This is a genomic window from Microvirga sp. 2MCAF38 (genome assembly GCF_052115485.1).
Taxonomy (GTDB): domain Bacteria; phylum Pseudomonadota; class Alphaproteobacteria; order Rhizobiales; family Beijerinckiaceae; genus Microvirga.
In genome coordinates this window covers 163,367-187,000 of record NZ_JBFRGU010000003.1, presented here as the reverse complement: position 1 = coordinate 187,000, position 23,634 = coordinate 163,367, and the positions used below count along the sequence as shown (strand labels likewise).

At 61.8% G+C, this 23,634-nt stretch carries 19 protein-coding genes and 1 other RNA gene; all 20 read right to left on the bottom strand.

Annotated features, from left to right (window positions below):
- Nucleotides 1–47 precede the first annotated feature (47 nt).
- The 20 genes from recN to rnpB all read right to left on the bottom strand — a co-directional run bounded on the left by recN (nt 48) and on the right by rnpB (nt 23,594).
- Entirely contained in the window at nt 48–1,721 is a 1,674-nt protein-coding gene (recN, locus tag AB4072_RS07765) for a DNA repair protein RecN (RefSeq protein WP_441966838.1), read from the bottom strand.
- Nucleotides 1,722–1,733: 12 nt separating this feature from the next.
- Entirely contained in the window at nt 1,734–2,630 is an 897-nt protein-coding gene (locus AB4072_RS07760; protein WP_441966836.1) for an outer membrane protein assembly factor BamD, read from the bottom strand.
- A gap of 190 nt (nt 2,631–2,820) precedes the next feature.
- Nucleotides 2,821–3,768, bottom strand: coding sequence for a UDP-3-O-acyl-N-acetylglucosamine deacetylase (gene lpxC, locus AB4072_RS07755; RefSeq protein WP_441966835.1), 948 nt, complete (start codon nt 3,766–3,768; stop codon nt 2,821–2,823).
- Nucleotides 3,769–4,033: 265 nt separating this feature from the next.
- Nucleotides 4,034–5,776 (bottom strand): cell division protein FtsZ, encoded by a 1,743-nt coding sequence (gene ftsZ, locus AB4072_RS07750; RefSeq protein WP_441966833.1) that lies wholly within the window; start codon nt 5,774–5,776, stop codon nt 4,034–4,036.
- Between the two features lie 101 nt (nt 5,777–5,877).
- Entirely contained in the window at nt 5,878–7,200 is a 1,323-nt protein-coding gene (gene ftsA / locus AB4072_RS07745; RefSeq protein ID WP_441966832.1) for a cell division protein FtsA, read from the bottom strand.
- The gene (locus AB4072_RS07740; protein ID WP_441966830.1) at nt 7,197–7,973 is read right to left on the bottom strand and encodes a cell division protein FtsQ/DivIB; all 777 of its coding nucleotides are present in this window, start codon (nt 7,971–7,973) and stop codon (nt 7,197–7,199) included. The genes ftsA and AB4072_RS07740 overlap by 4 nt, the downstream gene beginning before the upstream one ends.
- Nucleotides 7,974–8,140: 167 nt before the next feature.
- Nucleotides 8,141–9,064 carry a D-alanine--D-alanine ligase gene (locus tag AB4072_RS07735; protein ID WP_441967266.1) on the bottom strand — a complete coding sequence of 308 codons (924 nt, stop codon included), beginning with the start codon at nt 9,062–9,064 and terminating at the stop codon, nt 8,141–8,143.
- A 72-nt stretch (nt 9,065–9,136) separates the two neighbouring features.
- A complete protein-coding gene (murB, locus tag AB4072_RS07730; protein ID WP_441966828.1) occupies nt 9,137–10,054 on the bottom strand; it encodes a UDP-N-acetylmuramate dehydrogenase in 918 nt (305 codons plus the stop codon).
- On the bottom strand, nt 10,051–11,466 hold the full coding sequence (gene murC / locus AB4072_RS07725; RefSeq protein WP_441966827.1) for a UDP-N-acetylmuramate--L-alanine ligase: 1,416 nt from the start codon (nt 11,464–11,466) through the stop codon (nt 10,051–10,053). Before murC ends, murB begins: the two co-directional genes overlap by 4 nt.
- Nucleotides 11,463–12,596: an undecaprenyldiphospho-muramoylpentapeptide beta-N-acetylglucosaminyltransferase gene (gene murG / locus AB4072_RS07720; protein WP_441967264.1), complete on the bottom strand. Its 1,134-nt coding sequence runs from the start codon at nt 12,594–12,596 to the stop codon at nt 11,463–11,465. Before murG ends, murC begins: the two co-directional genes overlap by 4 nt.
- Nucleotides 12,592–13,719: an FtsW/RodA/SpoVE family cell cycle protein gene (locus AB4072_RS07715; protein WP_441966825.1), complete on the bottom strand. Its 1,128-nt coding sequence runs from the start codon at nt 13,717–13,719 to the stop codon at nt 12,592–12,594. Before AB4072_RS07715 ends, murG begins: the two co-directional genes overlap by 5 nt.
- A gap of 3 nt (nt 13,720–13,722) precedes the next feature.
- Nucleotides 13,723–15,117, bottom strand: coding sequence for a UDP-N-acetylmuramoyl-L-alanine--D-glutamate ligase (gene murD / locus AB4072_RS07710; protein WP_441966823.1), 1,395 nt, complete (start codon nt 15,115–15,117; stop codon nt 13,723–13,725).
- Between the two features lie 80 nt (nt 15,118–15,197).
- Nucleotides 15,198–16,283 (bottom strand): phospho-N-acetylmuramoyl-pentapeptide-transferase, encoded by a 1,086-nt coding sequence (gene mraY, locus AB4072_RS07705; RefSeq protein ID WP_441966821.1) that lies wholly within the window; start codon nt 16,281–16,283, stop codon nt 15,198–15,200.
- A 6-nt stretch (nt 16,284–16,289) separates the two neighbouring features.
- Nucleotides 16,290–17,723, bottom strand: a complete 1,434-nt coding sequence (locus AB4072_RS07700; protein ID WP_441966819.1) for a UDP-N-acetylmuramoylalanyl-D-glutamyl-2,6-diaminopimelate--D-alanyl-D-alanine ligase — start codon at nt 17,721–17,723, stop codon at nt 16,290–16,292.
- Nucleotides 17,720–19,186: a UDP-N-acetylmuramoyl-L-alanyl-D-glutamate--2,6-diaminopimelate ligase gene (locus tag AB4072_RS07695; protein WP_441966817.1), complete on the bottom strand. Its 1,467-nt coding sequence runs from the start codon at nt 19,184–19,186 to the stop codon at nt 17,720–17,722. Before AB4072_RS07695 ends, AB4072_RS07700 begins: the two co-directional genes overlap by 4 nt.
- Nucleotides 19,186–20,955: a peptidoglycan D,D-transpeptidase FtsI family protein gene (locus AB4072_RS07690; RefSeq protein WP_441966815.1), complete on the bottom strand. Its 1,770-nt coding sequence runs from the start codon at nt 20,953–20,955 to the stop codon at nt 19,186–19,188. The genes AB4072_RS07695 and AB4072_RS07690 overlap by 1 nt, the downstream gene beginning before the upstream one ends.
- The gene (gene ftsL, locus AB4072_RS07685; protein WP_441966814.1) at nt 20,955–21,350 is read right to left on the bottom strand and encodes a cell division protein FtsL; all 396 of its coding nucleotides are present in this window, start codon (nt 21,348–21,350) and stop codon (nt 20,955–20,957) included. Before ftsL ends, AB4072_RS07690 begins: the two co-directional genes overlap by 1 nt.
- Entirely contained in the window at nt 21,347–22,393 is a 1,047-nt protein-coding gene (gene rsmH, locus AB4072_RS07680) for a 16S rRNA (cytosine(1402)-N(4))-methyltransferase RsmH (protein ID WP_441966812.1), read from the bottom strand. Before rsmH ends, ftsL begins: the two co-directional genes overlap by 4 nt.
- Nucleotides 22,390–22,887 carry a division/cell wall cluster transcriptional repressor MraZ gene (gene mraZ, locus AB4072_RS07675; protein ID WP_441966811.1) on the bottom strand — a complete coding sequence of 166 codons (498 nt, stop codon included), beginning with the start codon at nt 22,885–22,887 and terminating at the stop codon, nt 22,390–22,392. Before mraZ ends, rsmH begins: the two co-directional genes overlap by 4 nt.
- Before the next feature lie 319 nt (nt 22,888–23,206).
- Nucleotides 23,207–23,594, bottom strand: an RNA gene (gene rnpB / locus AB4072_RS07670) — RNase P RNA component class A.
- Nucleotides 23,595–23,634 lie beyond the last annotated feature (40 nt).

Genomic DNA, 23,634 nt, shown 5'->3' with positions numbered 1-23,634 from the left:
GTGTAAAGTCGTGATCGCGCGGCATAATTTTGTCTCAGTGCAAATTTCTAAAGCACTGCGGCTTCTAGCAGACGAGCAGCGGCGGCGCGCGCCTCTTCTGTAATTGTAGCGCCCGCGAGCATGCGGGCAATCTCCTCGCGGCGCGGTGCGTCCTTGAGGGGCATCACTCGCGTTGCGACCCGCTCGGAACCGGAAACGCCTTCCTTCGCAATGAGGAAATGATTGAAGGCCTGGGCGGCGACCTGCGGCGCGTGAGTCACGGCCATGACCTGCACGCCCCGCGCCAGGCGGGCCAGACGTTGGCCGATCGCATCCGCCACAGCACCGCCGACGCCGGTATCGATTTCGTCGAAAACGAGGGTCGGCGCGGAGCCCCTATCGGCAAGGACGACCTTGAGCGCCAGCATGAACCGGGATAGTTCGCCACCGGAGGCGACCTTCATGAGAGGTCCGGGGCGCGTGCCGGGATTGGTCTGCGCCCAGAACTCGACCCGATCGAAGCCACCGGGATCGCGGCTCGTTTCGTCCGTCTGGACATCCGTGATGAAACGGGCGCGTTCCAGCTTCAGCGGCGGCAACTCCTTGAGAACCGCTGCATCCAGCGCCTCAGCCGCCTTACGCCGCCCCTTGGAGAGGGTCGCGGCCGCTTTCACATAGACCTGCTCAGCCTGAGCCTGGGCCTTTTCGAGGCCCGCCAGTTGTTCTTCTCCGGCATCAATCGCCGCCACATCCTCGACAAAGCGCTGACGACGGGCCGCCAGATCGTCCGCCGGACAATCGAACTTGCGGGCGGCAGCGCGAAGGGAGAACAGGCGCTCCTCGGTCTGCTCCAATTCGCGCGGGTCGAACTCTGTGGCGCGGATCGCCTCTTCAAGCGCGCTCCGTGCCTCGTCGATGGCAAGAAGGGCCGCGTCGAGCGCCTTCACGCTGGGCTCGACAAGCTGCGGCGCCTGCGCGCTGCGGCGCTCCAATTTCCGCACGGCGGCAGAGAGCACGGGCACGGGAGAGGATGCTCCGCCGACGGCGTCGAACGCGTCGTTGAGATCCTGCGCGACCTTTTCCGATTGCATCATGACGGCGCGACGCTCGGCCAAAGCCGCTTCCTCGCCGGTCTTGGGGTTGAGCTTGGTCAGTTCCTCCACCGCATGGCGGAGAAAATCCGCTTCGCGGCGCGCCTTCTCGACGCGGGCTCGATGCTCCTGCAAATTCGCCCGCGCCTCGCGGACATGGCGCGCGGCCTCGGTGACAGCGCGCGCTTCCGCACCGAGGTTGCCGAAAGCGTCGAGGATCGTGCGGTGCGTCACGGGATCGACCAGTGCCCGATCGTCGTGTTGGCCATGAATCTCGACAAGCGTCGCACCAACGGCCTTGAGCACCTGCACGCTGACCGGCTGGTCGTTGATGAAGGCGCGCGTACGCCCGTCCGCCACCTGAACGCGCCGAAGGATCAGATCACCGTCGGTGTCGATATCCGCTTCGGCAGCAATGCGGCGGGCGGGATGATTCCCAGGGCAGTCGAAGACTGCGGTAATCTGCCCTTGAGCCTCCCCATGCCGTACAAGGCCGCCATCGCCGCGGCCCCCGAGGGCCAAGGCGAAAGCGTCGAGCAAAATGGATTTGCCGGCTCCGGTTTCACCCGTGAGGACGCTGAGGCCCCCATGAAAGTGAAGCTCGAGCTTGTCGATCAGGACAATGTCGCGAATCGCCAGCTGGATTAGCATGGAAAATGAGGCTTAACCGGTTTTCTGACCAACTTGCGGCACGCCACGGAACGCCTTCGAGATCCACGACTCGGAATCCTCACGCGGCTCGACGCCGCCCTTGGCGAGCAGGTTGAAGGCATCCTTGTACCAGGTGCTGTCCGGGAAATTGTGGCCGAGAACGGCCGCGGCGGTCTGCGCCTCCGCGACGATGCCCATGGCCATATAGGCCTCCGTGAGACGCTGCAGAGCCTCTTCCACGTGGCGGGTGGTCTGATAGCGGGAGACCACGCTGCGGAAGCGGTTGATCGCACCGGAATAATTGCGCTTCTGCAAGTAGAAGCGACCGATCTCGACTTCCTTGCCGGCCAACTGGTCGCGCGCAATCTGGATCTTCTGCTTAGCGTCCTTGGAGTATTCCGAGGTCGGGTAACGGTCCACGAGATCCTGGAGCGTCACCAAGGCGCGCTCAGAGGATTCCTGGTCGCGGGTGATGTCCGGAATCTGGTTGTAGTAGGACATCGCCAGGAGATACTGGGCGTAGGCCGAGTCCGCCGTCGAAGGATATTGCTGCAGATAGCGCTTCGCCGACACCGCGGCGTCGTCGTAGAGACCGCCTTCATAATTGGCGTAAGTCGTCATGATCAACGCCTTGCGCGACCATTCCGATTGCGGGTTCTGCTTTTCGAGGTTGCTGAACTTCTTTGCCGCGCCTGTGTAATCTTTGTTCTGAATCCGGGCGAGGCCGTCGTTATAAAGCTCCTCGCTGGGAATATCAGCCACGATCTCAGGCTTATATTTCTCACTGCGATCGAACGGATTGATAGAAGACAGCGTATCGCACCCCGCGACCGCAAATCCACACGCGCCAACGATCAGCGCACGAAACGCTGCGCTTTTGACTGTTAAATAAGCTTTCGCGAAAGACATGCTTCGCGGTCCTCCGAAAAACCTGTGCCAATCATTCCATGGCGCACTTATGTGCTCTTTAACCCAAGCCCGAGCAAAGCGCCAACCCTTCCTGACACTTTACCGTAGGTAGCTGGTGACAAGGCACACAAACTTACGCGCCAGAAGGCCCGCAAAGCCATGGTTTGACTTGATTGAGGGACTAGACCGCTCAGTGGATTTCCTGAGCGAAGGCAGGAACAGCGATGTTGTTCCCGATCTCGGCATAACCGGTTTCGCGGCGCGGCGCGCCATCGACGATGGCGTAATTCGCCCGGTTCGAGAAGAGAGCCTCGAGCACCATGAAATTCAGGCGATGGCCACCACAATAAGACTTGTAGGCCCCCATGAGCGGCAATCCGCTGAGCGACAGATCGCCCACGGCGTCAAGAATCTTGTGACGCACGAACTCATCCGCGTAACGCAAGCCTTCGGGATTGATCACGCCGTCCTCGCCGAGGGCGACTGTGTTCTCGAGGGAAGCGCCAAGCGCGAAACCCGCGCTCCAGAGCTTCTCCACGTCGCGCATGAAACCGAAGGTACGGGCGCGGGAAATTTCACGGCGGAACACGCTCGGCGACAGATCGATGATCTTGCGCTGACGTCCGATGATCGGGGTCGGGAAATCGATTTCCACGTCGAGCTTGAAGCCGCGATCGTTGGGATGGAGTTCGGCAAAGCCCTTGCCCAGCGTCACGCGAACGGGCTTGAGAACCTTGATGTAACGACGGCTGGCGCTGAGAGACACGAGACCGACCTGATCGATCGCATCGATGAACGGCGCGGAGCTGCCATCCAAAATCGGAACTTCGGGACCATCGATCTCGACGAGGACGTTGTCCACGCCCATGCCGGCGAACGCGGCCATCAAATGTTCGATTGTCGCCACGGCCCCACTCTCGCGGTCGCCGATGACGGTGCAAAGCTCGGTTGCGGTGACGGCCAGGTGACGAGCGTCAATGACGCGATCCAGGCCGCCAGCGAGGCCCGTGCGAAGAAATGCAACGCCATGATTCGCTTCTGCGGGGTGAAGGACGATCTTGACTTCATCCCCCGAGTGCACTCCCACACCGGAGAGTGACACGGCCGCCCGAAGCGTGGTTTGCTGGCTTTGCTTCATCTTCTTTTTGACCTTGTCCCTAGACTCACAGGATCGAAAAGATCCCCCGGAGCACCAGGCTGTTTCGAGTAAGAATCACGAAAACCGCGTTCTTCTCTTCGACTGGCGGCACATTAGTCCCGCTCACGGCCAAGGCCAAATCACGCTTTCTTACGTTCTGTAACAAAATGAAATTTTCGTAAACAATTGATATCAAAGCAGTTTTCAAACGAAAATCCCCGGCCCTTGCGAGCCGGGGATTTCATGACGACAGAATCACGTCCTATCAGTTCGCCTGACGGCGAAGGAAGGCCGGAATCTCCAGTTGATCGTCCTCGTTGTTGCGCGAAGCCGGAGCCATCCGGGCCTGCGCATCGAGGTTCCCTTGGGTCGGGCGGTAGCCCTGCGGAACCGGACGCTTGGCGTATTCCGCGTGAACCGGGGAAACCGGCGCGCGCGGGGCTTCCGGCTGACGCTGCATCGTCGGCTCGACGGGAGCGTGATGCGGCTCTTCCTTGCGGCCGAACCCGACCGTCGCGAGGCGCTGCAGGAGCGACGGGCGACGCGTATCGTGGGCGATCTCTTCCCCACGGCTGACGCGAATCTGGTTCTGCGCCGGCATCGGCAGTTCGTCGATTCGCGGCATGCGGGTCGGGCGAATGGCGCGCTCGGCCTGCGGCGGGATGAAGGAAGCCGGGAGCGGCTCGTCCTGATAGACCGGCTCCTGCACAGCGGGAGCTTCATAAGCCATTGCCTGCTTCGGCTGAGCCGGGGTCAGCACGATATCGTCGCGCACCATCGGTTGGGGAGCGAACTCCATACGGGGCATTTCGAGCTGCGGAGCAGGAACGGCCTGAACGGGAACCCCCATTTGAACCGGCGCCGGTTCCACGACCGGAGCGGGTTGAGGCGCTGCGGCCTTTACTGGTTCGATGGGGGCGGCTCGAAAGGTAGGGACGGCTTGCGTATGCACGGCACGAGCCCGCGCCTCGGCGCGGAGACGCTCGGCGACTTCCGCGATCCGCAGCTCGGTCGAGGAAAGATCTCCGGTCTCGCTGATCATCGACTGGTCGATGCCCGTCGCCACCACCGACACGCGGATGATGCCTTCCAGGCTCTCGTCAAAGGTCGCGCCGAGTATAATGTTGGCGTCCTGGTCCACTTCCTCGCGAATGCGGGTCGCGGCCTCATCGAGCTCGTAGAGGGTGAGATCGTTGCCGCCCGTGATCGAGATCAGCAGGCCGCGAGCGCCCTTCATCGACACTTCGTCGAGGAGCGGATTGGCGATGGCGGCTTCGGCCGCACGGATGGCACGGCTTTCGCCGGAGGCCTCGCCCGTGCCCATCATCGCCTTGCCCATGCCGCGCATGACGGAGCGGACGTCGGCGAAATCGAGGTTGATGAGGCCTTCCTTGACCATGAGGTCGGTGATGCAGGCGACACCCGAATAGAGCACCTGATCCGCCATGGCGAAGGCGTCCGCGAAGGTCGTCTTCTCGGTGGCGACACGGAAGAGATTTTGGTTCGGAATGACGATCAGTGTGTCGACCGACTGCTGAAGCTCAGTGATACCGGCTTCGGCAAGCCGCATGCGTCGCACGCCTTCGAACTGGAACGGCTTCGTGACGACGCCTACCGTCAGGATGCCGAGTTCGCGCGCGGCGCGGGCCACGACCGGAGCGGCGCCAGTACCGGTGCCGCCGCCCATGCCGGCGGTGATGAACACCATGTGCGAACCGGAGAGCTGGTCGCGAATTTCGTCGATGACTTCCTCAGCGGCCGCGCGGCCGACTTCCGGCTGCGAACCGGCGCCGAGACCTTCGGTGACTTGAAGACCCATCTGGATCACGCGCTGTGCCTTGGATGAGGCCAGAGCCTGTGCGTCGGTGTTCGACACGACGAACTCGACACCTTCCAGACCGGATTCGATCATGTTGTTCACGGCATTTCCGCCGGCGCCACCGACGCCGAAAACCGTGATGTGCGGCTTGAGTTCCCGGATATCCGGAGCTTGCAGATTGATTGCCATGACCTATTGCCTCTTTGGCCTATTACCGAAAGCGTGTGGCCGACGCTTCCCTTGGTTGACTTGAACTCATGACGGTAGCCGCCGCGCTACCGCTTTACTCGTTAAAAACTGTCGCGAAACCAGCGGCCTACGCGAGACATGTAGCCGTCGGTTCCCGTACCTTGAAAGAAGCCGCTCGATTGCGGCTCGAAATATTCGATATGCGCCACCTGCGGATAAACCAGCAGACCGACGACAGCCGAGAAGGCGGGACCCTTCGCGGCTTCCGGCAGCCCCTTGATGCCGAGCGGACGCCCGACACGAACCTGGCCCTGGAGAATACGCCGAGCCGTTTCCGGCAAGCCGACGAGCTGACTCGCGCCGCCTGTCAGCACAACGCGCCTTCCGGCCTGCGCCGCAAAGCCCGCATTCTTCAACCGATCACGCGCCAATTCGAGAATTTCTTCGACGCGCGGCTTGATGATCCGCACGAGATGCGATTTCGGCATGTGGTTGGGCACATCGCGCTCATCTTCATCGACTTGCGGAACCGCGATCATGTCGCGATCGTCCGCGCTCGATGAAATGGCGGAGCCGTAAAGCGTCTTGAGACGCTCAGCCGCGGAGACCCGCGTGGTGAGCCCGCGTGCGATATCCATCGTGACATGATGGCCGCCGACCGCGATGGCATCGGAGTGAACCAGATGCCCATTCGCGAACACGCCGACGCTCGTCGTGCCGCCGCCCATATCGACCACCGCGCATCCCATCTCCGCCTCGTCATCGACGAGAACTGAAAGGCCGGAGGCATAAGGCGTTGCGATCACGGCTTCCACACCGAGATGGCAGCGCTCGACGGCGAGCATCAGGTTGCGTGCAGCAGCCGCTTCCGATGTCAGAACGTGAAGATCGACACCGAGCTTTTCGCCGATCATGCCGGCGGGATCGACGATGTGATGTTGGTTGTCGAGGGAGAAGCCCGTCGGCAAAGCGTGCAAAACCGCCCTGCCCCGACGCATGTCGTGACTGCTCGCCGCATCGAGCACGCGATGAACGTCGTGCGAGCTGACCGCGCCGCGCACGGGAACATGCGCTTCGAAATGTTCGGAGCCGAGACGACCGCCCGTGAGATTGACGATGACCGACTGGATCTCGACCTTCGCCATCCGTTCGGCGGCGTGAACCGCCTGTCTGATTGCGCCCTCGGCAGCCTCGAGATCGACGACGACGCCGCCTTTCAGACCGACAGAACGCTGATGTCCGATGCCGAGAATGCGGGCGACATGGGTGCGGCCGCGCATCGCCTCGACCTCATGGGCCGGCTGCAATTCGGCCACCACGCAAACGACCTTGCTCGTGCCGACATCCAGCACGGACATGATCGCGCTCTTGCGAGCGGCGAGCGGCTTCATGCGCGGGGTCAAGCCATGATTCGAGCGATTCATGTATCGATCCCCTTGCCGCGCACCGGCTTCTTCTTCATGGCTTCCGTCCGCGCCGAGGCGGCCTCTTCCGTCAGACGCACGACCACCCGGTCAGGCATCCGCAGATCGATGGCCAGCACATCCTTGTCGAGAATTTTCTGTTCGCGGTCGAGCTTCACGAGCCGCGCGACGGCCTCCTGCGCGCCCACTTCCGGCAGGCGCACATCCAGGCCATTGTCCATTTTCAACGTCCAGCGCCGTCCGGAAACCAGCGTTCCGGCACGAATACGCCCCTTCAAAGGACCGGCGGCATCGAGGAGCGCCAGATATTCCTTCGTATGGGTATTCGCCAAGTCGCCGACGACGAGCGGCAGATCGGCGAAGCGCGCATCCTGCATCAGATCGATCACGGTGCCGTCGGCGGACGTGATGAACAATTCGCCGTTGAGCTGCCAGATCGCGTAAGGCTCGCGCTCCGTGAGGGTGATCGCCAGCTCGTTCGGATAAAGTTTGCGAACGGAGGCCGATTGGATGAGCGGCACACGCTCGAGACGCTCGCGAACGTCGTTCACATCGAGGAAAGCGAGCGAGATTTTGCCATTCAGCCCCGCCGCCGCCAGAACCTCGTTTTCGCGGATTTGCGAAATGCCGGAGATCGTCACCGTCTCCAGGCTCAAGCCGACCATGCGACCGACAGCATGGTGAGGCTCGCCATACTTGGCGATGAAATCGTTCATATGCCCGCCCTGCCACAGGCCGACAAAGGCGACGGCGGCGAAGAAGCCGACCGTCAAGCCTGTCCCAAGGAAGCGGGGGAGTCTTTTTGCGAGCGGAGGGGTGACTGAGCGCCGCCCTCCGCGGGAGGGACGAGACGGACCCGAACGATCATAGCGCGAAGAGCGATTCGGGTAGTCGTCAAAGGAGGAGACGCGCGCAACGGCGTGACCGGCCGGATAGGCCGTCATCGGTTGCAGGTAGCGTCCTCCACCATCCATTGTACAAGCTCACCAAACGTATAGCCCGCATGGGCTGCAAGTTCTGGCACCAAGCTGGTCTCGGTCATTCCGGGTTGGGTGTTAACCTCGAGAACGACCAATTCCCCGGTTCCGTCGGGAGTATCATCGTACCGAAGGTCGGCACGGCTGATTCCCCGACAACCGAGCGCTTGATGCGCCGTTAACGCCAACTCTTGGACCTTTTGGTAAATATTCGGTTTAATTTCTGCCGGCAGCACGTGAATGGATCCGCCCTTCACATACTTTGCGTCATAATCGTAGAACACGCCCGTCGCAGGGCGGATATCGATGACGCCGAGGGCCTTATCCCCCATGACCGCGCAGGTCAGTTCGCGGCCGGCAACATATGATTCGACAAGGACTTCGTCACCGAAGGCCCAATCTTCCCGCATCAATTCCTGCGGCGGGTGGCTACGCTCCTCGCGCACGATGATGACGCCGACGGATGAGCCTTCGTTCACAGGTTTGACGACATAAGGAGCGGGCAGAACATGCTGCCTGGCTGCCTCCAAACGGTTAACGACCACCCCGTGCGGCACGGGCACACCGGCCGCGTGCATGACAATTTTCGCCTGGTCTTTCTGCATGGCAAGCGCCGAGGCCAGAACACCGGAATGGGAATAGGGAATGCGCAGGAGTTCGAGCAGACCCTGAATCGTGCCGTCTTCGCCGACGCGACCATGAAGCGCGTTGAACACCACGTCCGGTGCGACCGCCGTCAGAACGGTGGCGATGTCGGGCTGCACGTCGATCGGCGTGACCTTGTAGCCCTGCCCTTCGAGCGCTTTGGCACACGCGGCACCCGAGGAAAGGCTCACCGCCCGTTCGGCCGACCAGCCGCCCATCAGGACCGCCACATGTTTTGCCATTGTCGACTCCATCGCATTTTGAGGCGGCTCATCCGGTCGCCAGGTTTTGCGGTCGACCATGCCTGAAAGGGTTTAAGCCATCCCTACCCGCTTGATTTCCCACTGAAGCTCAACGCCGGAATTCTCGCGAACCCTGCGGCGCACCTCTTCTCCGAGCCGCTCGATCTCGGCGGCGGTCGCGGAGCCATGATTGATCAGAAAGTTGCAGTGCATTTCGGAGACCTGAGCATCCCCGATACGCAAGCCACGACATCCTGCCGCGTCTATCAACTCCCAGGCCTTCTTTCCCGACGGGTTCTTGAAGGTCGAGCCGCCCGTGCGTGTGTTCACAGGCTGCGTCGAGGAGCGTGCATCCGTGATCGCGTTCATCTCGGCGAGGATTTTTGCCGGATCGCCGGGACGACCTTCGAACAAGGCTTCCGTGAAGATGACGCCATCCGGCACGGCGCAATGGCGATAGGTAAAGCCCATCTCGGCATTGGTGTAGGACACACGCTCGCCCGAGCGTGTAACGCCTCTAGCCTCGATCAGCACATCCTTCGTCTCGCCGCCATAAGCCCCGCCGTTCATGCGAAGCGCGCCGCCGATGGCGCCGGGGATTCCGCGCAGAAAAGACAGACCGGCGATACCGGCCTCCGCCGCCGCGCGCGCCACCTTCACGTCAGGGGCGCCGGCTCCCGCGCGAACCCGCAGGTTCGGTTCGACATTCACATCGGCGAAGCGTTTTCCCAAGCGGATCAGGACGCCCGGCCAACCACCGTCGCGGATAAGCAGATTCGAACCGAGCCCGACAACCAGAACGGGGATCGCCGCGTCGAGTTTCGCGAGAAAATACGCGAGATCGTCTTCGTCGACCGGCGTGAAAAGAACTTTTGCCGGTCCCCCCGTGCGGAACCAGGACAGCGGCACGCTCGAAGCATTGGCTTCCAACGTGCCCCGCAAATCGGGCATGCTCGCCTTGAGTTCCAGCACGATGTCCGGAAACATCAAGCCGCCTTCTCGCCAAGCGCCTCGAGTTCGCCCGGCAGCGCATAGGCCCATTGCGTGATGTTGCCGGCGCCGAGGCAGATGACATAGTCACCCGGCTTTGCAATACCCTTGACGAGACCCGCGAGATCTTCCGGCTTTTCGAGCGCCATGGCGTTGCGGTGTCCGCGCGCCTTGAGGCCGGAGACGAGGCCGTCGCGATCGGCTCCCGAAATCGGCTGTTCGCCCGCCGCATAGACAGGCGCGACGATGACCGAATCCGCATCGTTGAAGCAGGTGCAGAACTGATCGAACAAGGACGAGAGGCGCGTGTAGCGATGCGGCTGCACCACGGCGATCACCTGCCCGTCCGTCGATGCGCGGGCGGCCTTCAACACGGCGCTGATCTCCACCGGATGGTGGCCGTAATCGTCGAACACGGTCACGCCGTTCCACGCGCCGGTCCGCGTGAAGCGACGCTTCACGCCACCGAACCCGCCGAGCGCCTTGCGGATCGCATCCGGCGTGACGCCGAGTTCGTGCGCAACCGCGATGGCGGCGGTTGCGTTCAACGCGTTGTGCGCGCCGGGCATCGGCAGAACGAGATCCTCCAATTCCAGACGGAAACCAGGACGGCGGTCCCGGATCATGACTCGGAACTTGGTCTGCCCGCCGCGCGGATCGATATCCATGATGCGCACATCGGCCTGCGGATTCTCGCCGTAGGTGATGATGCGGCGATCCTCGATGCGGCCGACCATGTCCTGCACAGCCGGATGATCGATGCACATCACCGCGAAGCCGTAGAAGGGGATGGAATCGATGAAGGAGCGGAACGCGTCCTTGATCGCGTCATAGGAATGGAAGTGGTCGAGATGCTCGGCATCGATATTGGTGACGATGGCCACATCCGCCGGGAGCTTGAGGAACGTACCGTCCGACTCGTCGGCCTCCACTACCATCCACTGCCCCTCACCCATGCGGGCATTGGTGCCGTAGGCGTTGATGATGCCGCCATTGATGACCGTCGGATCGAGGCCGCCCGCATCGAGAAGTGTCGCGACGAGCGATGTGGTGGTTGTCTTGCCGTGCGTGCCGGCAACCGCGACGCAGGATTTGAAACGCATCAGCTCGGCGAGCATTTCCGCCCGGCGCACAACCGGCAAGCGCTTTTCGCGCGCCGCCATGAGTTCGGGGTTGTCGCGCTTGATCGCGGTCGAGACGACGACGATCTCCGCGTGTTCCACGTTCTCGGCCTTATGACCGATGAAAGTCTTGATGCCCTTATCGGCCAGACGCTTGACGTTGTAGTTGTCGGCGGCGTCCGACCCCTGCACCGTGTAGCCGAGGTTGTTCATCACCTCGGCGATGCCGGACATGCCGATGCCGCCGATACCGATGAAGTGGATAGATCCGAGTTTCGGCGGGAGCTTCATGACTTTATTCCGTTCTTCGTCGTGAGCGCGAGTTTGAGAACAGCCTCGGCGAGGCGTTCCGCAGCATCTGAGATACCGGCGCTCTTGGCCGAGGCCGCCGCGCGGGTCAAGCGCTCCGGCTCGGTCAGAAGACCTTGGATCTCTGATGCGAGGCGCTCGGGGGTAAACTCGACTTGTGTAAGGACGATGGCAGCGCCGATATCGGCGAGCGTCTTGGCGTTCGCCGCCTGATCCTGATCGAGAGAACCGGGCAACGGCACCAGAATCGAGGGACGACCGATCACGGACAACTCCGCGACGGTGGAGGCTCCGGAGCGAGAAATCACCAGATGCGCATCGGCAATGCGGCGCGGCAGATCCTTAAAGAAGGGTTCGACCTCGCAAGCAACGTCCAACTTCCTGTAGGTCTCACGAACCCGCTGAAGATCTTCCTCACGCGCCTGCTGGCAAATGGAAAGGCGAGCGCGAATCTCTGTTGGTAGAAGTGCGATGGCGGGCGGAACGATGTCGCTCATCACCCGCGCGCCCTGACTTCCACCGAAAACGAGGAGCTTGACGCGGCTGTCCTGCGACAAAGCCGGATAGGCGATCTTGGCCGCTTCAAGAACCGGCGGACGAATGGGATTGCCGCTATGAACCCGCTGACCGGACACATCGGCAGGCACGCCTTTCGTCGCTTCGAAGCCTGTCGCGATCAACGATGCACGGCGTGCGAGAAGCCGATTGGCGCGCCCCAGCACGCCGTTGGCCTCGTGAATGACAGTCGGCACCCCGAGAAAGGACGCCGCCAAAATCGGCGGGACCGTCGGGTAGCCACCAAAGCCGACAGCGGCTGCCGGCTTCAGGCGACGGATGACAGGAATAGCTTTGAGGATGCCCTTACCCAGAAGAAAAGCCGCCTTCGCCATCTGCAGCACCGAGCGGCCCGAGGGCGTCGCCGACGGGATCTCGATGATTTCCTCGGCCGGGAACGATCCCGCATAAGCATTGGCGCGCTTGTCCGTGACCAGCACGACCCTGACGCCGGAGGCTTTCAACGCATTGGCGAGCGATTCCGCCGGGAACAGATGCCCGCCCGTACCGCCAGCGGAGAGAAGAACGAGAGGTGCTGTCACTGTGCGAAACTCAATCGAAGCGTTCCATCATCTCGGCGCGCGGACGACGACGCGTCAGCGCGATGAGAAAACCCATCCCCAAAGCGAGCGACAGGAGCGATGAACCACCATAGGAAATGAAAGGCAGTGTCATGCCTTTGGCGGGCATGAGGTGAACATTCACCATCATGTTGATGGAAGCCTGCAGCCCGAACATCAGCACGAGCCCCGTCGCCGCGAGCCGACAAAAGGTATCCTCGTTTCGGCGCGCCAGCATGAGCCCGCGCAAGACGATAAATGCGAAGAGAAGCAGAAGGGCGAGGCAGACGACGACGCCGAATTCCTCGGCTGTGACGGCGAAAATGAAGTCGGTATGGGCGTCGGGCAGAATGCGCTTCACGGTGCCCTCGCCTGGTCCACGCCCGAGCCAGCCACCACGTGCGAAGGATTCGAGCGCCGTATCGACCTGGAAGGTATCGCCGGAAGATTTATCCATGAAGCGTTCGATACGGGCGCGCACGTGAGGCAGAAATTCGTAAGCCGCGCCGATGCCGAGAAGACCTGCGCCACCAAGTCCCATCACCCAGAACCAATGCAGGCCAGCTACGAAGAACAGGCCGCACCAGACGATGGTGATCAGCATGGTCTGGCCGAAATCGGGTTGCAGTACGAGAGGGATGATGGTGGCGGGGAGAATGAGCAACGCCAAAAGCGCGCCCGGCATATCCTTGCGCCGCGCGCCCTCGGAAAAAGCCCAGGCCGCGATAACGACGAAGGAGGGTTTCACGAATTCAGACGGCTGGATGCCGATGCCCGCGAGCATGATCCAGCGATGCGCACCTTTGATCTCGGGGCCGAATTGAAACGTCGCCAGAACAAGCAGCATGCTGACGGCATAGACCAGAAGCGCGAGCCTTCGCACATGGCGCAGGGACAGGAACGATACGAAAATCAGAATCGCCAGTGTCGGAAGAAGGAACATCGCCTGTCGATAGAGGAAGTGGAATGTCGAAAGGCCGAGCCGCTCCGCAACAGGCGGGCCGCCCGCCATGAGAAAGACGAGACCCGCGATCATGATCGCCGCCAATGCGGCCAGCATCGCCCTGTCGACGGTCCACCACCAATCGCCTAGCGGCGTGCGCTCCGCGCGTGACACCATGGCTCAAGCTCCCGTCGTGAGGGTGATGCCGGGCAGAGCCCGGACGAGATCGCGAAAACGGTTTCCGCGCACTTCGTAGTTGGCAAACTGGTCGTAGGATGCGCAGGCGGGCGAGAGCAGCACGACGGAAGCTTCATTCATCGCAGCCGCATCCTGCGCCGCCTGTTCCACCGCGTTATCGAGCGTACCGCTATGAACGTGCGGAACCTCATCCCCGAGCGTTCCAGCAAATTCATGCGCCGCCGCGCCTATGAGATAAGCCTTTCGGATTTTCGGGAAGTACGGCTTCAGTGGCGCGATGCCGCCCTCTTTGGCCTTGCCGCCGAGAATCCAGAGAATGTTGTCGAAGGACTTCAAAGCCTTCTCGGTCGAATCCGCATTGGTGGCTTTGGAGTCGTTGATGAAGAGGGTCGCCCGGATACGGCCCAACTCCTCCATTCGATGCGGGAGGCCAGGGAAAGTGTGGAGACCAGACCTTATCTCTTCTTCGGAGACACTAAGGGCCTTCGCAACGGCGACAGCTGCCGCCGCGTTCTGAGCATTATGAGAACCGCGAAGAGAACCGATCCCGGCTAGATCCGCGACCGCTGTAGCGTCGGAAGATGTAACTCGGACGAGTGTTCCGCCATCCGCAAAAATGCCCGGCTTTCCCATGGGCTCGCTCGAAATCCGCACGACGTTCGCCTCATTCGCAAGACAGATCTCCGCGATTGAACGACTCCACTTGTCATCGATGCCGATCACGACCAGATCGGCCTTCATCACCAGCCGCTCCTTGATCGCCGCATACTCTTCCATCGTCCCGTGCCGGTCGAGGTGATCCGGCGAGATGTTGAGAAGAACGCCGATGGTCGGTGCGAGCGAGGGTGCGAGGTCGATCTGAAAAGAGGAGCATTCGATCACGTGGATGCGGCTGTCGGCGGGCGGTTCCAGCGACAGGATCGCCGTGCCGATATTCCCACCCATCTGCACATCGTGACCCGCTTCGCGCAGGATATGCGCGATGAGCGCGGTTGTCGTCGATTTGCCGTTCGTGCCGGTGATCGCGATGAAAGGCGCAGTCGGCGCGATCTTCGCGCGCGCTCGGCAAAAAAGTTCGATATCGCCGATGATCTCGATGCCGGCAATCTTCGCCAGCTTCGCGGACCAATGCGGCTCGGGATGCGTCAACGGAACGCCCGGCGACAGAACGAGCGCGGAGAAGCGCGACCAATCGGCCTGACGCAAATCGCCGGTCTCGATTCCTTTCGTTGCTGCTTCCGCCATCTTGGCCGGATTGTCGTCGCACGCCACCACATGCGCCCCTCCCGCCTGCAAGGCGAGCGCCGTCGCGAGCCCCGACCCGCCGAGGCCGAACAGCGCGACAGTCTTGTTGGCGAAAGTGGTGACCGGCGTCACGAGCGCCTCCCGCCCTCTTCCCCCTTGTGGGGGAGAGCTGGAGAGGGGGGTGTTGGCGCCATCAATTTCTCCAGCATGGATCACCTCAACTTCAGCGTGGCGAGGCCGACAAGGGCCAGCACGACCGAGACGATCCAAAACCGGATCACCACCTGCGGCTCGGTCCACCCAAGCTGCTCGAAATGGTGATGGATCGGCGCCATTTTGAAAACGCGTTTTCCGGTGAGCTTGAACGAGGTCACCTGAATGATGACGGAGAAGATTTCGAGCACGAACAAGCCGCCGACGAGAGCGAGCACGACCTCATGCTTCGTCGCAACGGCAACGGTACCGAGAAGTCCACCAAGCGCGAGCGACCCCGTATCGCCCATGAAGATTTGCGCGGGTGGCGCATTGAACCACAAAAAGCCGAGGCCCGCGCCGATGAGTGCGCCGCAGATCACGGCGAGTTCACCGGTTCCGGGCACGAAATGGATCTGGAGGTAATTGGCGAAAACGGCGTTACCGGCAAGATAAGCGATAAAACCGAAGGTGCCCGCCGCGATCATCACCGGCACGATGGCAAGGCCGTCGAGGCCATCGGTGATGTTTACCGCGTTGCCCGCGCCCACGATCACGAAACCGCCGAACACGATGAAGAACCAACCGAGATTGAACAGCAGCTCTTTCGAGAACGGGAGAGCCAGCTTGTTCGCGAGACCCGGTGTCGAGACATGGGCGATGGCGATGCAGGCCGCCGCTGCAATCAACGCTTCGATGGCGAGGCGCGACTTGCCCGAAAAGCCTTTATGCGATTGCTTGGTCACTTTCAGGTAGTCGTCGTAGAAGCCGATGGCGCCGAACCCCACGGTGACGAAGAGTACGATCCACACATAGGCATTGCTCGGGTTCGCCCACAGCAGGGTACTGAAGAGCACGCCCGCGAGGATCATCAGGCCGCCCATGGTCGGCGTGCCGCGCTTCGTCAGAAGATGCGATTGCGGCCCGTCCTCGCGGATCGGCTGGCCCTTGCCCTGTTTGAGACGCAGAAGCGAAATCATCGAGGGGCCGAATAGAAACACGAAGAGCAATGCGGTAGCGGTCGCGCCACCGGTGCGGAACGTGATGTAGCGGAAAATATTGAGAGGGCTGAAATAGGGGCTGAGATCCGCCAAGAAGGTCAACATCGACGACTATCCTTTGAGCGCCTGCGCGTTGTCGTGCAGGGCGTAACGTTCTTTGAGCGCCTTGACGATCAGGGCCATCTGCATGCTGAGCGAGCCCTTGACCGTCACCACGTCGCCGGGGCGAATGGCGGCGCAGACGGCCTCGATCAAATCCGATGACCTTTCGACCTCGGCCGCAATCAGGCCTTTGGGCAAAGCATCCGTGAGGTTCTTCATCAAAGCGCCAGCTGTGAAGACGAGATCGATGTGATTCGATTCAATCGCCTCGACAAGTCCTTTGTGCAGATCGGGACCGCTGACGCCAAGTTCTTTCATGTCACCGAGAACGGCGATGCGTCGACCTGAGCTTTCCATCTCGACCGCGCCGAGATTGGCGAGCGCCGCCCGCATGGAAGCCGGGTTGGCGTTGTAGCTCTCATCGATCAGAAGCGCTTCGCCACCGCTAACGGAGAGAAGCGTCCGTTCGCCGCGACCGACCGGCGGCCTCAGCTCCGCGAAGCTCTGAGCTGCAACCGACAAATCGGCCCCAAGGGCATGGCAGGCAGCAAGAACGCTCAAGGAGTTCAGCGCGATATGCCGCCCTGCGGTGCCGACACGATAGGTGAGCGGCCTCCCGAAAACCTTCACATCGACGATGGAACCATCCGGCTTTGCGACGATGTGCTCTGCGCGGATATCGGCAGCCTCATGCTCGCCGAAAGACACCACCCGCCCCGCGGCGGAAGCCAGCGCATGCGTCCGCAAGCGCTCGAAATACGGCGTATCGCGATTGATCACCGCCGTGCCGCCTGGTTCGAGGCCGGAAAAGATTTCGCCCTTTGCATCGGCGATGCCCCAGAGCGACGGGAAGAACTCGATGTGAACCGGTTCGATGGTGGTGACCACCGCCACATGCGGACGCACCATCGCCGTCAGTGGCAGGATTTCACCCGCATGATTCATACCGATTTCGAACACGCCGTAAGCGACATCGCGCGGCATACGCGCGAGTGTCAGCGGCACACCCCAATGATTGTTGTAGGAGGCGACCGAGGCATGGGTCGCGCCCTGTCGGGACAAGGCAAGGCGCATCGCTTCCTTCGTCCCGGTCTTGCCGACGGATCCCGTGATGGCGACGATCTTCGCATTGCTCCGTTGACGCGCGGCGCGCCCGAGCTGGCGCATGGCTTCCAGCACGTCGGGCACGACGATCAGCCGGTCTTGTGCCTTGAACTCCGCAGCGCGATCAGTCGCGACGACAGCGGCCGACCCCCCCTTTTGAAGCGCCGCATCGACGAAACTGTGTCCGTCGTGAACATCGCCCTTGATCGCGAAATAGAGATCGCCCGACGCGAGCGTCCGTGTATCGATGGAGGCGCCCGTGGCTTGAAAGAAGTCGGCGCCGATCCGCGCACCGGTCGCCGCTCTCACCTCATCCGCCGTCCAAAGGGGCGCTCTCATCTCTGTCTCTCCGCAATCGCCGCCCGCACCTCATCCTGGTCCGAGAACGGCAATGTCCGGTCGCCGATGATTTGGCCCGTTTCATGACCTTTGCCAGCAACAACCAGAACATCGCCCCGTTGAAGCCCCTTCACCGCTTCGTGGATGGCAAGAGCACGGTCGCCGATCTCGCGTGCGCCGGGAGCCGCTTTCATGATCTCGGCGCGAATGGCGGCAGGTTCTTCGGAGCGAGGATTATCGTCCGTTACGATCACCACATCGGCCTTTTCGACGGCAATGCGGCCCATGACCGGACGCTTGCCGCGGTCACGGTCACCACCGCAGCCGAAAACGCAGACGAGACGACCGCTGGTGAAAGGCCGCAACGCATCTAGCACATGGGCGAGCGCATCCGGCTTGTGGGAGTAGTCCACGATACAAAGCGCACCATCGACTTCGCCGACTCGCTCAAGCCGCCCGGGAACACCCTTCAGGAAGGACAGGCCTTCGAGAATTTCGTGCACGGGCATGTTGGGCTCGACGGCATGGACCAGCCCGGCGGCGAGAAGGGCATTCTCGACCTGAAAGCCACCAGGAAGCGGAAAATCGACATCGATGATCCTGCCGGCGACGCCGATTTTCAGCTTCTGCGAGAAGCCTTGCGCACGCCCCTCGATGAGACGAATCGTCGAGCCCTTCCGCCCCGTCGTATAGGTTTTCAAACCCCTGCGACGGATACCTTCGAGAAACACGTCGGAATAAGGCCCGTCCGCATTGACCACCGCAGGAGCATCGGCGGGCAAAAGCGTGTCGAACAGGCGCAACTTCGCCGCCGCATATGCTTCCGTCGTCGCATGATAGTCGAGATGATCGCGCCCGAGATTGGTGAAGCCGCCAGCCGCAAGCCGCACGCCGTCGAGGCGGCGTTGATCGATGCCGTGTGAGGAGGCCTCCATCGCCAGACGTGTGACGCCCTCACCTGCGAGCCGGTCGAGCGTCTCATGCAGCGTGATCGGATCCGGCGTCGTCAGGGAACCATAAGCCGCGCCGTCGGACGTAATGACACCAAGCGTACCGAGGCTCGCCGATTTGCGGCCGAGATGCGAGAAGAGCTGGCGGGCGAAATCGGCAACCGAACTCTTTCCGCTCGTCCCGGTAACGGCGACGATCTTCTCCGGCTGACGGGGATAGAAACGCGCCGCGGCAAGAGCCAGCGTGCGATGAACGTCAGCAACCTGAACATAGGCGATGTTGCCGGGAAGATCGGCCGGGCGCGCAGGTTCACCCATCACGGCCACAGCGCCGGAAGCGACGGCCTGCGGGACGAAGCTCATGCCATCGACCTTGGTGCCGGGAACGGCGACGAACAACGCGCCGGGCTTCACCTTGCGACTGTCGGCTGCAATGACGGTGATAGTCGTGTCCGAACCTTTCGCGCCTTGTGTTTCAGGGACCAGATCGCCGAGCGTCTTGTGTGCGGCCATCACCGGATCCCCCAGGCGTTCAAGCGCGACATCAAGGGAAATGGTTGCTGCGGCGGCTCGAAGCGAGGTTGGACGCCGAGCAGCGGCGCCACGCGCTCGATGATGTTGCCGGTGATCGGACCCGCATTCCAACCGGCCGTCGAGAAGCCATACGTTTCCTTCAAAGCCTGAGGCTCATCCACGATCGTCAGGAAGATGTATTTCGGCTTATCGGCGGGAAGAATGGCGGTGAACGTCGTCAGGTTCTTGTCTTTGGAATAACGCCCGCGCACGACCTTCTCGGCAGTGCCCGTCTTTCCTCCGACGAAGTAGCCCGCAATCGCGACAGCCGAAGCGGAGCCTGCCGGGTTCGAAGCATTGAGACGCATCACATACCGCATCGCCTCGCTCGTCTCGGGCTTGATGACCTGCAGTGCATCCTGGTGCGCGGCAACTTCATCCCGCTTGAGGAATGTCGGTGTGATCAATGCACCGCCGTTCACGAGAGCACCGACCGCCATGGCCGCCTGCAGCGGAGCAACGGCGATGCCGTGTCCATAGGCAATCGTCACGGTGTTGAGCTCACCCCAACGTCCCGGAACGATGGGTTCGGCGTTCTCAGGCAACTCGGTCTTGAGACGCGTCAGCTGCCCCATCTTGCGCAGGAACGCCTTGTGACCCTCCACGCCGATACCGAGCGCCATACGCGCCGTCCCGATATTGGAGGAATGAATGAACACCTCCGGCACGGTCAAGACGCGGTGCGTCGCGTGATAGTCGCCGATTGTGAAGCGGCCGTACCGCAGACCGGAGCGCGCATCGAGCGACGAATTGATCGTGTACTTTCCGGAATCGAGCGCCATGGCAGTCGTCAGCGCCTTGAACGTAGAGCCCATCTCGAACACGCCGACATTCATACGATTGATCCGGTCGTTCTCCAGAGCGTCGACCGGATTGTTTGGATCGAAATCGGGGAGCGAGACGAGCGCGATGATTTCTCCAGTATTGACGTTGAGCACGGCGCCGGCAGTGGCCTTGGCCTTGTACTTCGCCATTCCCTTTTCAAGCTCGTCGCGCAGGGCATGTTGCACACGCAGATCGAGAGAAAGCTGAACGGGCTTCAGATCGGTGGACGCGATGTTGAAGCCTGCGCCGTTGAGATCCTGCAGGCCCTGGCTATCGATGTATTTCTCCATGCCGGCGATGCCGACATTATCGATATTGGCGAAACCGAGCACGTGCGCGGCGGCATTGCCATTGGGATAAACGCGCTTGTTCTCAGGCAGGAAGCCCACGCCGGGAATGCCGAGGCGATGGACTTCCGCCTGCTGCTTCGGCGTGATTTCGCGCTTGATCCAGACGAAGCCTTTTCTGTTTCCGAGCTTGTCACGTAATTCGCGCGCGTTGAGATCAGGCAAAACAGCGGTGAGGAGTTCAACCGCCTCGTCCTTGTCGATGATGTTGCGCGGCTCGGCGAAAACCGACACGGTCTTCACATCGGTCGCCAGCATCTCACCGTTCCGATCCACAATGTCAGGACGCGCGGCGGAGATTTCGGAGGCGGCCGAGAAGCGAACGCTATTGATGGGTTCGCTCGTCATCGCCAAATAGACAAGCCGTCCGCCGATGGTCGAAAAGAGCCCGACGAAACAGAAAGCCACCAGCCCGACGCGCGCCGTGCTCTTGTCGACGCGAAGCCTGAACAGCTCGCGGACGTGAGACAACAATCCGCCCTTCGGAGGCGGCTTTTTGTTCGGGCGCGTGATGTCTGACTCGAGGGGCACGGGCATCACCGTTTCGGGGTTTGGGTCGTCGGCGTCCGTGCTTCGGCGGACTTGTCTTTCGGGGTCGCGGTCGGCTCGAGAATGCCGAGCGCTTCAAGCTTCCGCCCGATCCCGTCCTCACGCGCCTGGCGGTTGGGGAGATCGGAGAGGCGAGCGAGTTGTTGGATGGCCATGGGCTGAAGGTCGAGGTGACGCTCCGCCGCAGCCTGCAACCGGTCAGGTCTGTTCAGCAATTGCCATTCCGCCTGCAACACTGCAATCGCGTCCCGCTCGCGTTGAGCTTGCGACTTCAGCTTGGCCACTTTCTCGGAATAGAACAGCGTCTCGTACTTGATCGAATAAGCGTAGACCGCCGAGGCGATCAGCGCCGTGATCGCGATCATATGCAGAAACCGGATCATCGACGGCCTCCCCGCTTGTCGGCTGTACGCGGCAACTCGGCCAGCATGGTCAACGCGCTCAACGGTTCCTGAGGCGGCTCTTCCGTACGAATGCCCGCGCGCAACTTGGCGGAACGCGCCCGCGGATTGCGCGCGATTTCGATGTCCGATGGCATGATCGGGCCCCTCGTCACGTTCTCGAAAGTCGGGCGCGCCTGTTCCGTCATCGGCACGTGACGCGAACCTGTGCTCAAGCGGCCTGTACGCGCTGCAAAGAACTGCTTGGCGATGCGGTCTTCGAGCGAGTGGAAGGTCACGACGACGAGGCGGCCGCCCGGTCTCAGGACACGCTCCGCCGCATGCAAGGCGCGAACCAACTCGCCCAATTCGTCATTCACCGCGATCCGCAGCGCCTGGAAAATGCGCGTTGCAGGGTGAACGCCGCCGGGCTCCTGCCAGATCAACGTCGCGACGAGATCGGCAAGCTGCTTTGTGGTTTCGAAAGGTGCTTTACGGCGTGCTTCGATGATTGCGCGCGCGACGGCGCGAGCGCGACGTTCCTCACCGTAGTGATAGAAGATGTCTGCGAGTTCAGACTCGGGAGCTTCGTTGACGAGATCGGCGGCACTCTGCCCGGCGCGCTCCATGCGCATGTCGAGCGGGCCGTCATTGCGGAACGAGAAGCCGCGCTCGGCCTCATCGAGCTGCATCGAGGAAACGCCGATATCGAGCACCACGCCATCGACCGTATCGATCGCGCGCGCCGTCACGATCTCGTCGAGATCACCGAAGCGGCCGTGCACGAGTTCGAGGCGGCGCTTCATCTTGTCGACGAGCGCCTGACCGGCTGAAATGGCGTTGGGATCGCGGTCGATAGCGATGACGCGATTATGGGGATTGGCGTCGAGAATGGCGCGCGTGTAGCCGCCTGCACCGAAGGTGCCATCGACAAAAGCACCGCCGCTCTTGGCATCGAGCGCCGTGCAGACTTCCCCCAGGAGCACGGGAACGTGACGGGATGGTCCGCCAGCGGCTCCGGCCGGGCCGTCGCCGCGTTCCGTCATTGCCCCCGCCCTCCTGGTGGGATGTCCTGCATCATACGAGGCTCCAAAATTCGAGCTCCCAAGACCTTCTTCAGATCCCGCACTTTCGCACGCGCCTCCTCCAAGTGCGCACGAAAACGCTCCGGCTCCCAAATCTGGAACTTGTTTCCGAGACCGACGAACACAACCGTATCGGTAACCCCGGCATGAACTTTTACTGACTCGGTGAGGATGACGCGCCCTTCCGGATCGACCTTCAGGATCTCGCTCGTGCCGAACAAAGCCGTCGAGAGCTGATCCCGCTCGTCCGAATAAGGCGACAGAGTCGACAAGAACGCGTCGATCTCGTTCAGAAGCACGTTGCCCCCTGCGTCCAGCGCCGTCGCATCCAGCGACGGGTGAACGTAGAGCCCCTCGAACCCGTCCCGCGCCAAGACCGCACGAAATGGCGCCGGGATAGAGACCCGCCCCTTCGAGTCCAAACGGTTGGTGAAGTTGGACACGAAGCGGTTCATGGGCCGCTCGATTGCTCCTGAATGTCAGCCCTCCGGCGGATTTCGCAAATCCACCGCATCCCCTCACCGGCGCTTGCGCCTCCTCTTGAGCCGACAACCTGAGACCTTGAGGGCCCCTGATCGCCGCCTCGCGAAGCACCACCGACGGGATGATTTGGGATAACATGGGATAATATGGGCGTCAACGGAGCTGGGCTGTTTTGACGGGCCTTTGCCCGCCTCCGCCATCAGAATCGGTTACGGTTAATGAATCGTAAGCGCAGCAACGATTTAGCTGCTTCGGGGGCCCAGATTCGGTGGATTATTCGATGAAACGAGGGGTGTCAGCCGGCCTGTAAGCCGGGTTCTGTATGGCCCAAGGTCTAACCCTTGAACGTGGCGGCCATTCCTCTGGGACGGTCGTTGCCGACCGCCTCAAGCAACCAACCCGGACGACCGGCCTGGAAATAGGCCTGGCTTAAAGCCTGTCGTCCCTATTCGGTTTTGCTCCTGGTGGGGTTTGCCGTGCCGTTCGCATTACTGCGCCCGCGGTGCGCTCTTACCGCACCCTTTCACCCTTACCCCAAGGCCCGAAAGCCATGGGGCGGTCTGCTCTCTGTGGCACTTTCCCTAGGGTCACCCCCGCCGGACGTTATCCGGCACCGTATTTCCATGGAGCCCGGACTTTCCTCCCCGAGCGAACTCGGAGCGGCCGCCCAGCCGACTGACAACGCGATGTGGTGCATGAGATGGCTCCCAGTCAAGGGC

Bases quoted from the DNA above. Each gene is read 5' to 3' on its own strand.
- mraY (WP_441966821.1), bottom strand. From the start codon at position 16,283: ATGTTGACCTTCTTGGCGGATCTCAGCCCCTATTTCAGCCCTCTCAAT.
- mraZ (WP_441966811.1), bottom strand. From the start codon at position 22,887: ATGAACCGCTTCGTGTCCAACTTCACCAACCGTTTGGACTCGAAGGGG.
- AB4072_RS07760 (WP_441966836.1), bottom strand. From the start codon at position 2,630: ATGTCTTTCGCGAAAGCTTATTTAACAGTCAAAAGCGCAGCGTTTCGT.
- AB4072_RS07715 (WP_441966825.1), bottom strand. From the start codon at position 13,719: ATGGTGTCACGCGCGGAGCGCACGCCGCTAGGCGATTGGTGGTGGACC.
- lpxC (WP_441966835.1), bottom strand. From the start codon at position 3,768: ATGAAGCAAAGCCAGCAAACCACGCTTCGGGCGGCCGTGTCACTCTCC.
- AB4072_RS07700 (WP_441966819.1), bottom strand. From the start codon at position 17,723: ATGAGAGCGCCCCTTTGGACGGCGGATGAGGTGAGAGCGGCGACCGGT.
- ftsL (WP_441966814.1), bottom strand. From the start codon at position 21,350: ATGATCCGGTTTCTGCATATGATCGCGATCACGGCGCTGATCGCCTCG.
- murC (WP_441966827.1), bottom strand. From the start codon at position 11,466: ATGAAGCTCCCGCCGAAACTCGGATCTATCCACTTCATCGGTATCGGC.
- ftsZ (WP_441966833.1), bottom strand. From the start codon at position 5,776: ATGGCAATCAATCTGCAAGCTCCGGATATCCGGGAACTCAAGCCGCAC.
- recN (WP_441966838.1), bottom strand. From the start codon at position 1,721: ATGCTAATCCAGCTGGCGATTCGCGACATTGTCCTGATCGACAAGCTC.
- AB4072_RS07695 (WP_441966817.1), bottom strand. From the start codon at position 19,186: ATGGCCGCACACAAGACGCTCGGCGATCTGGTCCCTGAAACACAAGGC.
- ftsA (WP_441966832.1), bottom strand. From the start codon at position 7,200: ATGAATCGCTCGAATCATGGCTTGACCCCGCGCATGAAGCCGCTCGCC.
- AB4072_RS07690 (WP_441966815.1), bottom strand. From the start codon at position 20,955: ATGCCCGTGCCCCTCGAGTCAGACATCACGCGCCCGAACAAAAAGCCG.
- AB4072_RS07735 (WP_441967266.1), bottom strand. From the start codon at position 9,064: ATGGCAAAACATGTGGCGGTCCTGATGGGCGGCTGGTCGGCCGAACGG.
- rsmH (WP_441966812.1), bottom strand. From the start codon at position 22,393: ATGACGGAACGCGGCGACGGCCCGGCCGGAGCCGCTGGCGGACCATCC.